Consider the following 14,810-nt stretch of genomic DNA (forward strand, 5'->3'; position numbering starts at 1 on the left):
GTCGCCCCTTGCACGCTCGTCTTACCGTTCTTCCGCCGCTTCGCGTTTCCCCAAATAAATGCGGACCGTTGAACCTTCTTTCACTTTCGCCCCTGGCTTCGGGGATTGTTCAACAACAATATCTCCCTCGCCACTAACATCTAATTTTAAGTCAAAAAGCTGTTCTTGCAAATCATTTTTTGTCAATCCAATCAAGTTCGGCACCTCAATCACTTTCGGCTCATTCCAGTCACGTTCTTTCGCAAGCTGGTCTTGGCGCGGTTTCACGCCCATAATCCGCAAACTATCTTCCATAATTTTCCCAACAATCGGCGCAGCGACCGTGCCGCCGAACTGAACCGTTCCTTTCGGGTTGTCGACGGCGACGTACACGACAAGCTTCGGGTCATCCGCCGGAGCGAAGCCGATGAACGAAACGATATGGTTGTTTTGCAAATAGCGGCCGCCTTGCGCCTTTTGCGCCGTTCCCGTTTTTCCACCGACGCGGTACCCTTCGACATACGCCTTTTTCCCTGTTCCTTGAGCGACGACGCTCTCAAGTGCGTAGCGGACTTGTTTCGATGTTTCCTCGGAAATGACGCGTCGTTTCGCTTTTGGCGTGTTACGGCGGACGATCTCTCCTGTTTCCGGGTCGACCCACTGCTTAGCAATGTACGGAGTGTACAAAATGCCGCCATTAATTGCCGCCGACACGGCAGCGACTTGCTGGATCGGCGTCACCGACACTCCTTGGCCAAACGCCGTCGTTGCCAGTTCCACTGGCCCGACCCGTTTCAAATCAAACAAAATGCCTGTTCCTTCGCCTTGCAAGTCGATGCCCGTTTTCTCACCAAAACCGAATTGCTTAATGTAGCGAAACAACGTCTCCTTTCCAAGCCGCTCGCCAAGCTCGACAAACCCCGGGTTGCACGAGTTTTGCACGACTTCCAAAAACGTCTGATCGCCGTGGCCGCCTTTTTTCCAGCAGCGAAGCGTAGCGCCGGCTACTTTGGCGTAGCCCGGGTCAAAGAAATGGTCTTTCAGCAAATTCACCTTATGTTCCTCAAGCGCCGCGGCCAGCGTAATGATTTTAAACGTCGATCCCGGTTCGTATGTGCTCCAAATCGGCAAGTTGCGGTTGTAAATTTCCGGAGGAACGCTCCGGTAATCCGCTGGATTGAACGTCGGCCGGCTCGCCATCGCCAAAATTTCACCGGTGTTCGGGTCCATGGCGATGGCGATGATGCCGTCCGGATTGTATTTCGCCTCCGCGATGTCAAGTTCGCGCTCAATGATTGTCTGAATGCGCGAATCGATCGTCAACACCAAATTCAAGCCGTCAGTCGGAGGCGTATAGTCATCAGCTATATCGGGCATGCGCCGCCCTTTCGCATCGGAATAAAACTGCACGGAGCCGCGCTCACCCCTCAGTTCCCTGTCATAATACAGCTCCAACCCGGTGAGCCCTTGGTTGTCAATGCCGGTGAAGCCGAGCACGTGCGACAAATAGTCGCCAAACGGATAGTAGCGCTTCGTATCTTCAGCGATATACACCCCATCCAAGTCGAGGGAGCGCACATTCGCCGCTTTTTCATCGGAAATTTTCCGCCCTTCTTTCAGGCGGACGATCGACGTTTTTTGCGTGATTTGTTTATAGATGGATTCGACCGAACCGCCCAACACCCCGGCCAGCTTTTTCGCCGACTCTGCCGGGTTTTTGACTTGCCGCGGAATGACATACACCGTCGGCGCGCTCATGTTCGTCGCCAGCGGGACGCCGTTGCGGTCCAAAATTTCGCCTCGCTTCGGCTCAAACGGAATGTTCCGGCCCCATAGCCCTTTCGCCCGTTCCGCTAATAGATCGCCGAGCCAAAATTGGACGTAGCCGAGACGGAGATCAATAATAGCAAAGATCAAAATCCCGATCAAAAACACGATCGTCAGCCGCTTGCGCACGGTAACGTACGATACGCGCATATGGCGGAACCTCCTTCATGGTGGGCTCGTTCCACTATATGCTTGTACGCCCCGTTATAGAACGGCAAACATCATTCGCGCGGCTCGGCTTCTTTCCGCTCGGCCGCCTCTTTCTCCTTCTCCGCCGCCGCTTTCTCCCATTGGCGCGGCGGAGCCAATTCAACGATTAAATAATCGCCTTTGCGCACCTCCGCTCCTGGACGAATGTTTTGGCTGACGACATAGCCGGTCCCTTTCGTGCTCGGACGCAGGCCAAGAACGCTGGCCACTTTCATAGCGTCGCGCAGCGAGAAGCCGCGCAAATCCGGCATCGTTGCCGCCCCGTCCGTTTTCAACACGACCCGTTCGCCCAAAAGAACGTGATCGCCGCCTTGCGGAAGCTGCTGCTCCACATATTTGCCGCGGCCGATCACAACCGGCACATATCCCTTTTCCTTCAGCTGCTCTGCTGCCGAAGCCGCCGGCTGGCCGATCCATGAATCAAGCGCCTGCGGTTCTGAAGTTTTTGCTTTCATTCGTTTTTCCCCGTTCGGTTCAATATGCAAATATTGCAAACTGCTTTTCATCACCGTCGTAAAAATTTGCGACACCGGCGCCGCTCCGGTTTCGGTCACATCAAGGTGCGGCTGTTGGACAGCCACATACATGAGAAGCTTCGGATCATCCGTCGGCGCCATGCCTAAAAACGAAAAAATGTAGTTTTCCCGTCCGGTCAAATAGCCCCCGGAAGCCGACGGAATTTGCGCCGTCCCCGTTTTGCCGGCGACGCGGTAGCCGTTGATTTGGTACGGACGGCCGGTGCCGTGTTCGGACGTGACGACCGTCTCTAAAATGGCGCGCACTTTGCGCGCGGTTTCCGCCGTAATTGGCTCGCCGGCCACGGTCGGCCCATGATCGAGCACGACTTTGCCGCTGTCTGGGTCGACGACTTTCTCGATGACATACGGCTTCATCATTTTCCCATCGTTGGCGATCGCCGTCGCCGCTTGGATTTGCTGGATCGGCGTCACCGATGTCCCTTGGCCGAATCCGGTCGTAATTCGTTCGATCGGGTAGCGATAGCGGATTTGCCCGACCGCCTCATTCGGCAAATCGATGCCCGTTTTCCGGTCAAAATGGAAACGGTGCAAATATTGCAAAAACCGATCTTCGCCAAGTTTTTCTTTCACTAAAATCGAAAAGGCGACGTTTGAAGAGCGCTGCACCCCTTCATTAAACGTGATCGTCCCCCAACCAACATCGTTATGGTCGCGGATCGTGTTCGGCCCCACTTTGTAGGAACCGGAGCGATACGTTTCGTTGCCATTATACACTCCTTCGTTGATGGCCGCCGCGAGTGTGAACACTTTCATCGTCGATCCCGGCTCATACGGATAGGAAATGGCGTCATTTAAAAAATTCGTAATATCACGCTTGTTTGGGTCGAAGCTCGGACGCGTCGCCATCGCCAAAATTTTCCCTGTTTTTGGATCAGCGACGATGGCGATCATTTTTTTCGGCTTGTATTGCTTCTCGACACTGTTCATCGCATCTTCCAAAAACGATTGAATCTTTCCGTCGATCGTCAAATAGACGTTTGCCCCATTGTCCGGCTTGACAATGCGCTCTTTCCCCCCAGGGAGGCGAAAGCCGTTCACGTCGCCGGCAAACGACACATAGCCGTCTTCTTCACGCAAATACCGGTCAAGCTCTTTTTCCACTCCCATTTTGCCGACCGTTTCGTTGGCTGCATTTTTTTGCGCATAGCCGATGACATGCGACGCAAACATGCCGTTCGGATAAAACCGGCTCGTGTCACGGATGAAAGCAATGCCTGGCAAATGGAGCGCTTCGATTTTTCGCTTCAGCTCAAAACTGATGTTGCGGCCGTAGGCCCCAAACTCCACTTGCTTCGCTTTTTTGGTCAAAATGCGTTCCATCGCCTCGACGTCCATGCCAAGCAGCGGGGCGAGTTGTTCCGCTGTTTTTTTCGGATCGACCACATGGCGCGGATGATCTGGATCGGTGGTCATCTTCGGATCCAAAATGGCCACAACCGTATACGACGGTACATCTTCAGCCAAAATGGCGCCGTTGCGGTCGAAAATCGTTCCGCGCTTCGCTTTGATCGTCCGCGTTTGTTGATGCTGCCGCTCCGCGATCACAGCCAGCGTTTGGCCGTTCGCTTTGCCGGTCCATTCAAGCTGCACAAAGCGGGCGAACAACAGAGAAAAGAGGAAGCCGAACAGGCAAAACAGGATGAACGCTCCTTGATGGGTGTTGCGATGCTTTCTTGCCTCCATCCCCGATCATTCCTGCACAACTTTCACATGGTTTTCGTTGAGCGACAAACCGAGCTCTTTCGCCTTTTGCAAAATGCGCTCGTACGCGCTCAGCCGTTGCACCTCGACATATAGGTCATTGTTCTCCTTTTTCTGCTCGTCAATCGACGCCTCGAGCTTTTGCACCCCTTTGTTCAATTCGTAAATGCGCACTTGGTTCGAGACGATATGAACCGCCGCATAGAAGACAAACAAGAAAAACAACACAAACAGCATCTTTTCAGCCAACGACAGGCGAAAGCGCTGCTTCCGCCGCGTCTTCGGGCTTGGCGGTGCCGCCGGATGTCGTTGTTCTCGCGCGACTTTGACTGCTGCATCGCTCACATTTTTCCCCTCCTGTTTCTCCATGCATTCGTTTTTGGAAATTGGTTGTATTTCCCCGCTATTTTCGTCATCTACAGCTTTTCGGCAATGCGGAGTTTCGCCGAACGGGCGCGATGATTTCGTTCGAGCTCTTCCGCGGAAGGAACGATCGGTTTTTTTGTAATGATTTTCAGCACGGGGCGATAATCGTCGGGGAGAACCGGAAGCCCCGGGGGCAATGACGGACTTTCGCTCGCCTTTTTAAACGTTTCTTTGCAAATGCGGTCTTCAAGCGAATGAAACGTAATGACGCTCACCCGGCCGCCGGAGGCAAGCAGTTGGATCGACTGCTCGAGCGCCTCGCGAAACGCCTCAAGTTCGTCGTTGACCGCGATGCGGAGCGCCTGAAAAATGCGCTTGGCCGGGTGTCCGCCGCTGCGGCGCGCCGGGGCGGGAATCGCCTCCTTGATCACATCAACGAGCTCCCCGGTCGTTTCGATCGGCCTCGTGCGGCGCACCTCCTCGATTTTGCGCGCCACTTGCTTGGAAAACTTCTCTTCGCCGTAACGGAAAAAGATGCGGACGAGCTCCTCGTATGGCCAGCAGTTGACAATCTCCGCCGCCGTCAGCCGCTGCTTCCGATCCATCCGCATATCAAGCGGCGCATCGTGCTGATAGCTGAAACCGCGCTCGGGTTCATCGAGCTGCGGCGAAGAAACGCCCAAGTCAAACAAGACGCCGTCAACGGACTTGACGCCAAGCGCGGAAAGCTCCTCGTGCAAAAACCGGAAGTTCCGGTGCACAAACTGCACTTGCTGGCCATAGCGGGCGAGCCGTTCGCGCGCATGCATGATGGCGGCTTCATCTTGGTCAAAGGCAAACAGCTTCCCATGTTCCGACAAACGGGAGAGCAAATATTCGCTATGGCCGCCGCCGCCCAGCGTACAATCGACGTAAATGCCATCAGGGCGGATGTTCAGTCCATCGACTGCCTCTTTCAGCAACACTGTTGTATGTTGAAACACATGTCCACCACCTTCGTTGCGTAAAGCCACACTCACATCGACCAGTGGCCGCCTCCTTATTATATCGCAAAGATGGACAAAATTTTAGCTTTTTTTGTAAAAAAACGTCCTTTTTTGTTTCTTTTTGTCGGACGCGCCAATCACGGCCATCCTGGCGGCTCCCTCCCTTTACTTTTATTCCCATTTAAGGAATGTTGTTTTTTACAATTCATTTCACAAAAAAGAAAATCCTGCTCAAAGCAGGATATTTCTTTTCGACTTTTTCTTTGAAAAAGCCTCACATATATACAATTTTATGCATTCCATTGCCAGCACTGCGAATGGTCAAAAGTTTTTCTACAAAATCAAATCCGTAGCGATTGATGTAATAAAACACGTTCCAAACCCGCTCCTGGAGCACACCGTTCGGCCGAAGCGACGTCTCGATGCGCCAAAATTTCCGCCACTCCGTCTCATGTTTGCGCAACAGCGCCCGCTCGAGCGCGTGCTGAAGAAACTCGATTTGCGCCTGAATGATGGCGGCATTTTTCGCCACCAATCCCTCCAATCCGCGGTCAATCGCCACCCCAAGCTCACGAAGCGGCTGGTGCGCCGCGTCAATGTCCGCCTTCGCTTTGGCAAACGCCGAAGCAAGCGGCGCTTGAGCAGTCGCCTCCCGCCACTCCCGCTTTGCTTCATCGAGCCGCCCGGACAATACATCAGCCACCTCAAGTCCCATATCCGACAGGTCGGTTTGCAGCGAACGGCTGACGATCGTTGCCTGCAGACGCGGCACGACCGGCGGCATTTCCAATCCGAACAGCGGAAACGCTCCTTTCAACTCCGCCCAATAAGCGATCTCCCCCGGTCCGGCAACGAAAGCGAGCGTCGGCAGCAAATACTCTTGCATGAGCGGACGGGTGACGACATTGTTGCTGAAACAGGCCGGATTCGTTTCGGCAAGCTCAAGCAACTCTTCTCTTGTCCAAACGAGAGTTCCCGCTTTATTGTGAAACAGGCCGCGCTCCTCGTCATACTGCAAAAGCGAACGTTCACGGCCATCGTAATAAAACAAGTTGGCCGCGTCACGACCGATTTCAATCAGCGGCGCATATCCGAGCGCGCGCAACGCCTCTTGCTGAGCGAGCACCGCGGCCGTCACATCGCGATGGCGTTCAATGAGCGCGGCGAAAAAGCGGCGCTCAAGCGGCCGCACCGCCGCATCGCCAGCGTTCAAAACAACTAAACCGTGATCAGCGAACAACCGGAGCACAATGGCAGCAAAAAAGTCGACAAACGTGCGCGCCTCATCAAGACACGATGACAAAAAGGAGAGCAGCTCATTCGTCACGTCCGTTTCCCCATATGTTTTGACGACGCGCTCGATCCACTCTTTCGCAGCCATCCGGTCGAGCGGCACATCGGCCGCCATCCGTTTTTCGTTCGTTTTGTGTGGGTACGCTGCTTTTTTTACTTCTCCTTCCTCAACGACATAGACATGATCGATTTCTGCGATGTCATGGTCTTCGCCGGCGATCCAAAACAGCGGCACGACCGGCACGCCCAGTTTCCGTTCCTGCTCTTTGGCAAACTGGATGATGGTGATGATCTTATAAATCGTATACAGCGGCCCGGTCAACAGTCCGGCTTGCTGGCCGCCGACCATGACGATGCTTCGCTCGTCGCGCAGTTTCTCAATGTTTGCCATCGTAGCCGCGCTCGCCGAGAAGCGCCGGTGATAAGCGTGCAAATAGTCGGCAAGCCCTTCTCGGTCATAGGTTCTTCCTTGCAAATAGGCCAACCGCCGACAAAACGCTTCATCGTCCGCCTGGGCATAAGCGAAGCCGCTCTCTGCTGGAAACGCGCCGGTTATGTAATCAGCCGCCAATTTCGTCGCCGCTGGCAACGGAATTTCGCGAACTTCCATGGCTAAAAACTCCCTTTCTTATGTATTCTTTCATGAGTATAGCACGTTTATTGCCAAGAGAAAAAAGGCTTGCTCGGCCACACTAAAGGCTCACAGCAACGCGCATAGCCATTCCGTATACAAGCAGCCCGGCGTAAAGGGAGGCAAAAATGAGAAAACTCGCCCGCCAAAAGACGCGGAACACCATCCGCAAATGAAAGTCCGCCTTTTTCCGCCAATAGCCAAGCGCGATCGCCGCGTGCAGACCAAACAAAAAGAGAAGAAGAGGAACGAAGTACGATTTCCCAAACAGCACTGTCAGCAAAAAATAGACAGCGGCGATGAAAAAAGCAGTCGCAGTGTTGACCGCGGCGTAAAACGCCGCCCGCCTCCGCCTGCCGACCAAGCGTGCCCCGAAGTAGACGAGTAAAAACAGCAGAAGCGGCGCAGTCACAAACGTGGCCAGCGTCGAAGCGAGCCAATCACCCATCCATCTCTCCCCCTTCTTTCCCTTTCACCGCGCAAAAAACAAAGCGGACGACCGGCAGCGCAACGCCGCGCGCTTCCCCTTGTTTCAACACATAGCCCAAAATGGCGTCAATCTCCGTCCGGCGCCCGTTCGCCAAGTCCATATACATCGACGAATAGTTGTCCGCTGTTTTTCGGCATATGCGAACGACGCGCTCCCATGCCCGATTGGCGTCTTCAAGCGGCAGCACGTTCTGCACCTCATCAAACAGCTGCCTCATCATATCACGGTACGGAGCTGTTTCGAGCAGCGCCCCATTTTTCACTTGCAATAGAGCGGTGAGCGGATTGATGACTGCGTTGACGACAAGCTTGTCCACAAGAATGCGCTCCCAATCATCCGCCCATTCGATCGGAAAGCCGCGCTCCCCTTCTCGAAGCTCCCGGGCGTCGCCAAGTGAACCGTAGCGGGAAGCAAGTGTCAGCTTTCCGGCGCCCGTATGCGCCACGGTCCGGTCATCTAGCTTCATTGCGCCATGCTCCACGACGCCGACGAGGACATTTTTGTCAGCAAACATAGCCAACTGCTCGAGATGCCCCATGCCGTTTTGCAAAAACACGAGCGTGCGAACGCGGCGAAACGCGTCGATTTGCGCACAGACGGAAGCGAGATCGTACTGTTTGACGGTCACAAACACGAGCGGCTCGTCCAGCTCCGCCCCAGCAAACGGCTGCGCGCGCACCACCACGACCGATGTCTCGCCATCTTTTTTCAGCGCCACACCATGCTCGGCCAGCTGCCTTGCTTGGGACGGACGCCTCGTATAGACCGTCACCCCATGGCGCCGCCCAAGATAAGCGGCGAGCAGCAATCCAACTGCTCCGCCGCCAACAATCCCGATGTTCAAACCCTTCTCCCCCGCTTTCTTGCAACGTCGCGTTAGCCTTATTTTAGCAGAGATCCTCTTCTTCCGTTAAGAAAAAAAGCCGGCGAAAAGCCAGCCCTTTACCCTTCGCCGGCGCCTTCAGCCGCTGCATTCGGCACCGGTTTTCCGCTGTCTGTCGCCATTTTGCGCGCCCGCTCCATAATGGAAAGCAGCGTTTTATACTCCTCCTGGATAGCAGCTAGTTGTTTTTGCAGCGCTTCTTTTTCCATTTGCAGCTTCGTCACCATTTGCTGCAGCTGCTCCATATCGTTTTTGAGCGCCCGGTTTTCATCGGCCGTCCGTCGGGCGTCGCGCGCCTTTTGCTCCTCAGCTTGCAAAAAGGCCAGCACTTCCGCCCATGACAAACGGCTTTTTACTGCCGTTTCCATCTTCACCTGCCCCTCGCTTTCCTTTATGGATGCGGTTTCTTTTTTTCGCATCTTCCGTTCTTGCTTAGCTTGCTCGATCTCCTCCTTATACTGCTTGCGAACGCACGAATTCCAGCGAAATCCGCACGCTGCCGCCGTCCGCGACAAGCGCCGCCCGACTTCAGCAAACGCCTCCAGCTGAGTGTTCCCTTCGCGAATATACTGAAGCACGACATTCGCCAACAACTCATCCTCTTCTTTCGTCCATGCGTCTTGACGTCCCCCCGTCATCCCCTTCCCCCCTTATCGCCGCTTTGTCATTATATGTATGCGGCTAGTAGAAACGGTAGAAGGAAAAATTACTTCTTACGCAAAAAAGGACGCAATGCTTGTTCATGTTCGGCCGACCCCCACAGCTCGGCGCAACGGGCGATCTCGGCGAAAAACTGCTCGCGAAACCAAGCTGTTCGCCACGTTTCGCCGGCTGCGGCCTTATATGCCTGCAAGACGGAAAGCGACCGCTCTGCATAAGGCGCCAGCCGTTTGCGCCATTGTTCGCCCCAATGTTCGGCTGGTAGGATGGCGTCAACCCAACCGCACGCTTCCATCGCCTCCGCCGTCATTGGCTCGGCACGCAACAATAAATCAAGCGCCCGCCCGTACGGAAGTTTGGCAAACAGCATCGACGCTCCTCCCCAGCCGGTCGTAATGCCAAGTCGACCTTGCACAAATCCGATCCGGCTTCCTTCTTTGACAAAGCGAAAATCGCAAGCGGTCGCCAGCTCGCAGCCACCCCCCATCGCTGTCCCGTTGACAAGGGCGGCCGTCGGCTTCGGAAACGTCAGCAGCCTGTACAACAGCTCTCCCATGCGCATGAGCATCTGTCTTGCCTCCGTGCCGCGCAAATGCCCAAACTCGCTCAAATCGCCGCCAGAACAAAACGCTTCGCTGCCGGCGCCGGTAATGGCGAACACTTTCACCTGTGGATCAGCCGCCGCTTGTTCCATCGCCTCCTCAAGCGCCCCCATCACGGCAAAATTGATCGCATTCCGTTTCTCTGGACGGCAAATCGTAAACAGCGCAATGCCGTCATGATGCTCCAACATTGCTTCCATCAGCACGTCTCTCCTTTCTTCATCAATGAATTGGGCGCGTCCTCTTCAATTTCCTGCCTCACGACGAAAAAAACTGCCGCCTGGACGAACAGCGTTGATTTTTTACAGACAATCAAAAAGGCTGTCCTGTTTTCGGACAGCCTGTCGTTCGATGTCGGCCATTATTTGTTGACGACATCTCTTCCTTTGTATGTTCCGCATGCTTTGCAGACGCGGTGCGCCAATTTCCATTCGCCGCAGTTCGGGCATTGCACCATGCCTGGCACTTGCAGTTTAAAGTGCGTGCGGCGCAGCCGTTTTCTCGTTTTCGATGTTCTTCTAAAAGGTACTGCCATCATTCCCACCTCCTTGTCGGGTGCATTTTGCCATATCCATGCCGGCGGATCAGTCAACCTCAGGGCCGCCGTCCGCCGGCACACAAGACGGCTGCCGGACGGTGCGCAATATTCCGCGCCATCGGCCGGCAACGCCGACTCACGATCATTCCTCTCGTTTTTCCTCGAAAAACTTAGCCAGCCCTGCAAGACGAGGATCTACTTTCTTTTCCCGCTCTTGCATTGCTTTCTCCCATTCTTCTTCCGACAGAACGTCCCATCCTTCCCCATGTTGCGGCGCTCCGCCGGCAACCGGCCCTTCGGCGATCAGCTGCAACGGGATTTCAAGCAAAATCAACTCGCGGATGATGGGATTCAAATCAATCGTGTCCCCCGCCACCATATGAGTGTCCTCATCGGGCTTCACGATGCCGCTGCCATCTGCAAAAAACGTCTCCGTCGTCTGAATGGAAAACGGATACGTCACATCGACAAGCGTTCGCGAACAAGGCAACACCATCGTTCCGGACAACGTCAAATGAAACGTGAATTTTGTCGACCCGACATCCGCTTTTCCTCGGACGTGCACCAGCGAAATATCGCGGATCAACGTGTCAATTTGTTTTAAATCGGATACATCGACCGTCTCATCAATCGCCATTTCTTTATGTTGAAAACGGCGAAGCTGTTGGACCGTCCATTTCATATCATCACCTCAAGGCAACGAATAAAATTATACGTTTCGTTTCTAGTTTTGTCAATGTTTTTTCTTTACAACCACTCATTCCTTAGGAAAAGAACGGCATGCTCCCATCATTTCCAACTGTCATTCCGAACATGCACGGTCAGCGCGCGGACATCAGAAAACGATCAACCGCTTCGTTTCTTTTGCTGTCCTCACTGCATGTTGCCGTTGATCTTCGCCGCTTTCTATTCCATACTAAGTTCAGATAGAATAGACAGCCATTTCGTTGCGGCCAAGCCGCGCCAATCGCCATGAAAGGAGCGAAAAAAGGTGAAAGCCGTTGGCGTGATCGTGGAATACAACCCGTTTCACAACGGTCATTTCCACCATTTGAACGAAACGAGGAAAAAGACAGATGCAGATTGTTTGATCGCCGTCATGAGCGGAAACTTCTTGCAACGCGGTGAGCCGGCCATCGTCTCCAAATGGACGCGGGCGAAAATGGCGCTCGCTGCCGGTGTAGATGTGGTCATCGAGCTGCCGTACGCCTTCGCTGTGCAAGCGGCTGAACAGTTCGCACATGGGGCAGTGCAACTCCTTGCGGCGATCGGCTGCCAAGAGCTTTGCTTTGGCAGCGAATCGGGGGAAATGTCCTCTTTTTTATCCGCGGCGGAAACATGGCTCAAACAGAAGGAAACGCTCGATTCCCTCATCCGCACCGGGCTGGCGCGCGGACAAAGCTTTCCGAAAGCCGCCGCTGAAGCGTGGCAAAAGCTCCGCGCCGCTCCGCTTGATTTGTCGCAGCCAAACAACGTGCTTGGTTTTGCGTATGTGAAAGCCATTTGGCAAAACAAGCTGGCGATTATGCCGCGCACGATTCCGCGGCTGGCCGCCGGCTATCATGACGAATCATTTTCCCACCCGTCGATTGCGAGCGCCACCAGTCTGCGGAAAACATTGCGACAAACCGGACAGCTCGAGTCGATTGCGGCGTACGTTCCGCCCGCTGCGCTCGAACAACTCCGCCAATACCGGGAGACATACGGGCGCTTTCACGATTGGGAAGTGTATTTTCCACTCCTAAAATATCGGCTGTTGTCCGCCACAGAGGCCGACTTGCGCCGCATCGCCGGCATGGAGGAAGGGATCGAACACCGGCTGAAGCAACACATCGCCCACGCCGAAACGTTTGCCGCCTTTATCGCCGCTGTCAAAACGAAGCGATACACCTGGACAAGGCTGCAACGCCTATGCGCGCATGTGTTGACGAATTTCACAAAGGAGGAGCAAGCCAAAGCGGCCAACCCAACCTATATCCGGCTGCTCGGCATGAGTGAAACCGGCCGCCGCTACTTAAAGCAGGTGAAAAAAAGCGCTGCGCTCCCGCTCGTCGCCAGAGCATCCAAACTCAACGGCGACCCTCTTTATGAGCAAGAAAAAAGAGCGGCAGCTGTGTACGCCGCCGCTTTTCCGGAGCCGCTCTACAGCGCCGCGCTGAAAGAAGAATACGCCACAGCGCCGATTTACATTTCCGGCATCGAGCGCAAATAACGAACTGCCTCGTCGAACGTATCGACTGGGACGATTTTCATATGCGTCCCGATTTTTTTCGCCGTCCGCACTGCCTCGCGATAGTTCGACGTCGGCACACCATGTTCGTTCGGGGCGAAAAACACCTCGGCTCCTTCGCGGTCAGCGGCCACGACTTTTTGCGAAACACCTCCGATCGGCCCGACGTTTCCATCAAGATCAATCGTTCCAGTGCCGGCGATTTTATGACCTTTTGTAATATCTTCATCGACAAGTTGGTTGTAAATTTCAAGTGAAAACATGAGCCCAGCCGACGGCCCGCCGATTTTTTCCGACTCCACGTCAACCGGCGGGTCGGTGCGGACGTCATAATCAGTCATGAGCGTCACCCCAAGGCCGACTTGGTTCGGGTGTTGTCGAAACGGCTTCAGCTCGAGCTCTGTTTCCTGCTGCTTCCGGTCGCGAATGAATGCGATCCGGACGCGATCACCCGCTTGTTTTCCGCGAATGTAGTTGACCATCTGCTCCGATGTGCCGAGCGGCTTTCCGTCGATCGCGACGATGCGATCGCCGGTCTCTAGGCGGCCGGCGGCCGGCATATCAGGGAGGACGCTCATGACATAAACGCCATGAGGTTCATACGACACCGGTTTTCCGGCATGGCGATACGCGACGATAATCGCCGCTTCCTTCGACTGCTCCATGAGCTCAAGCTGGCGCATCGTATATTCCTTGTCGCTCTCCCCTTCCTGCTTGATTTCCTCGACCGGGTGAAGCTCATAAAACGGGCGGATATGGGCCAACAAATACGCCATCATATTCGCCCGCCCCATCCGCACCGTCGTAAGCATAAACGTTCCCTTATCGCGGTCGCCGTTTTCCACGTGGACGAGCGGCTTTAAACTTTGAGCGCTTCCCGGCATCGTCACATAATACGGCAGCTTCATAAAAATGAACAGAAAGGTGAGGGCGGCGCCAAAGAAAAACAGGGCAATATACGTCCGTTTCTTCATTCGTGTGATGGCTCCTTCCACTGTTCGATCGCTTGACGGATCGCTCCCACTTGCTTCCGCGCTTCCTCTTCCCCGCGAGCGATGATTTCCTGAATATCCGTGAACGCCCGCGAGCTATACTGTTCGACTCGCGGCCGGATCATCACATCTGAGGCGAGCTGACGATGGGCTACCAGTTCCGCTTGCAAAATATCGAGGCTCTGCCAAATGACATCGGCGATCGACGCAATTTCCGCCTTTGTGTTGAGCGGAGAGACATCGACGGCTATGACAATATCCGCTCCCATCGCTCGGACGACCGACACTGGCACCCGGTCGACGACGCCGCCGTCGACAAGCAGTCTGCCATTCACCTCTGCCGGCACAAAAATGCCAGGAATCGATATGCTCGCCCGCACCGCCTGGGCTGCTTCCCCTTGCCGAAACACAACTTTCTCCCCTGTCTGCAAATCAGCGGCGACAACAGCCACAGGCGGGGACATCTCCTCGATTCGTTTTCCTTTCGTCAACAAGCGAATAAACTGCGTGATGCGCTCGCCAGCGATCAGGCCCATTTTCGGCACCGTCCAATCAAGAAAATCGTTGCGTCGAAACGATTGAGCCAATCGATAGAGACGATGGAGGCCATGGCCGCTTGCGTAAAGGACGGCGACGAGCGCGCCGATGCTGCTGCCGGCCAAATAGGAAATCGGAATATGCTCCTCCTCAAGCACTTTCAATACCCCAAGATGGGCGAACCCGCGCGCTCCTCCCGAGCCGAGCGCCAATCCGACTTTTGGCGGCACGCCTCCTCCCCCCTTTGTCGCAGCGCTATCCGCTTTCATCTTATGGTCTAAAACGCCCCCCTATGCTCGTATATTAGGTTAAGGTTGTACTACAAGAAGCCGCACGGCAAAAAAGG

Annotated in this window: 14 protein-coding genes; 1 reads left to right on the plus strand and 13 read right to left on the minus strand. The window is 54.7% G+C overall.

Going from position 1 to position 14,810, the window contains the following annotated elements; genetic code table 11:
• Nucleotides 1–21 precede the first annotated feature (21 nt).
• The 11 genes from BJQ97_RS11845 to BJQ97_RS11895 form a co-directional block, all read right to left on the minus strand.
• Nucleotides 22–1,956 carry a stage V sporulation protein D gene (locus BJQ97_RS11845; protein ID WP_160156726.1) on the minus strand — a complete coding sequence of 645 codons (1,935 nt, stop codon included), beginning with the start codon at nt 1,954–1,956 and terminating at the stop codon, nt 22–24.
• A 71-nt stretch (nt 1,957–2,027) separates the two neighbouring features.
• Entirely contained in the window at nt 2,028–4,238 is a 2,211-nt protein-coding gene (locus tag BJQ97_RS11850) for a penicillin-binding protein (protein WP_160156727.1), read from the minus strand.
• A gap of 6 nt (nt 4,239–4,244) precedes the next feature.
• Nucleotides 4,245–4,601, minus strand: coding sequence for a cell division protein FtsL (ftsL, locus tag BJQ97_RS11855; RefSeq protein WP_160156728.1), 357 nt, complete (start codon nt 4,599–4,601; stop codon nt 4,245–4,247).
• A 71-nt stretch (nt 4,602–4,672) separates the two neighbouring features.
• Nucleotides 4,673–5,605, minus strand: coding sequence for a 16S rRNA (cytosine(1402)-N(4))-methyltransferase RsmH (rsmH, locus tag BJQ97_RS11860; protein WP_160156729.1), 933 nt, complete (start codon nt 5,603–5,605; stop codon nt 4,673–4,675).
• A gap of 277 nt (nt 5,606–5,882) precedes the next feature.
• Nucleotides 5,883–7,511: a bacillithiol biosynthesis cysteine-adding enzyme BshC gene (bshC, locus tag BJQ97_RS11865; RefSeq protein WP_160156730.1), complete on the minus strand. Its 1,629-nt coding sequence runs from the start codon at nt 7,509–7,511 to the stop codon at nt 5,883–5,885.
• Between the two features lie 82 nt (nt 7,512–7,593).
• Entirely contained in the window at nt 7,594–7,980 is a 387-nt protein-coding gene (locus BJQ97_RS11870; protein ID WP_160156731.1) for a DUF3397 domain-containing protein, read from the minus strand.
• On the minus strand, nt 7,973–8,866 hold the full coding sequence (locus BJQ97_RS11875) for a 2-dehydropantoate 2-reductase (protein WP_160156732.1): 894 nt from the start codon (nt 8,864–8,866) through the stop codon (nt 7,973–7,975). Before BJQ97_RS11875 ends, BJQ97_RS11870 begins: the two co-directional genes overlap by 8 nt.
• Before the next feature lie 98 nt (nt 8,867–8,964).
• Nucleotides 8,965–9,543 (minus strand): RsfA family transcriptional regulator, encoded by a 579-nt coding sequence (locus BJQ97_RS11880; protein ID WP_160156733.1) that lies wholly within the window; start codon nt 9,541–9,543, stop codon nt 8,965–8,967.
• 68 nt (nt 9,544–9,611) lie between these two features.
• Entirely contained in the window at nt 9,612–10,367 is a 756-nt protein-coding gene (locus BJQ97_RS11885) for an enoyl-CoA hydratase/isomerase family protein (RefSeq protein WP_160156734.1), read from the minus strand.
• Nucleotides 10,368–10,528: 161 nt separating this feature from the next.
• Nucleotides 10,529–10,702, minus strand: a complete 174-nt coding sequence (gene rpmF, locus BJQ97_RS11890) for a 50S ribosomal protein L32 (protein WP_011230605.1) — start codon at nt 10,700–10,702, stop codon at nt 10,529–10,531.
• A gap of 145 nt (nt 10,703–10,847) precedes the next feature.
• Nucleotides 10,848–11,387 carry a YceD family protein gene (locus BJQ97_RS11895; RefSeq protein ID WP_160156735.1) on the minus strand — a complete coding sequence of 180 codons (540 nt, stop codon included), beginning with the start codon at nt 11,385–11,387 and terminating at the stop codon, nt 10,848–10,850.
• A gap of 309 nt (nt 11,388–11,696) precedes the next feature.
• Here BJQ97_RS11895 and BJQ97_RS11900 point away from each other — a divergent pair, with 309 nt between their 5' ends.
• On the plus strand, nt 11,697–12,917 hold the full coding sequence (locus BJQ97_RS11900) for a nucleotidyltransferase (RefSeq protein ID WP_160156736.1): 1,221 nt from the start codon (nt 11,697–11,699) through the stop codon (nt 12,915–12,917).
• Here BJQ97_RS11900 and BJQ97_RS11905 read toward each other — a convergent pair.
• Both BJQ97_RS11905 and BJQ97_RS11910 read right to left on the minus strand, forming a co-directional pair.
• On the minus strand, nt 12,890–13,909 hold the full coding sequence (locus BJQ97_RS11905; protein ID WP_160156737.1) for a SepM family pheromone-processing serine protease: 1,020 nt from the start codon (nt 13,907–13,909) through the stop codon (nt 12,890–12,892). The two genes, BJQ97_RS11900 and BJQ97_RS11905, sit on opposite strands and share 28 nt — an antisense overlap.
• Nucleotides 13,906–14,694: a patatin-like phospholipase family protein gene (locus BJQ97_RS11910; protein WP_160156738.1), complete on the minus strand. Its 789-nt coding sequence runs from the start codon at nt 14,692–14,694 to the stop codon at nt 13,906–13,908. Before BJQ97_RS11910 ends, BJQ97_RS11905 begins: the two co-directional genes overlap by 4 nt.
• Between the last annotated feature and the right edge of the window lie 116 nt (nt 14,695–14,810).

The sequence above is a fragment of the Geobacillus sp. TFV-3 genome, from assembly GCF_009901865.1.
In the GTDB taxonomy this organism is placed as follows: domain Bacteria; phylum Bacillota; class Bacilli; order Bacillales; family Anoxybacillaceae; genus Geobacillus; species Geobacillus thermoleovorans_A.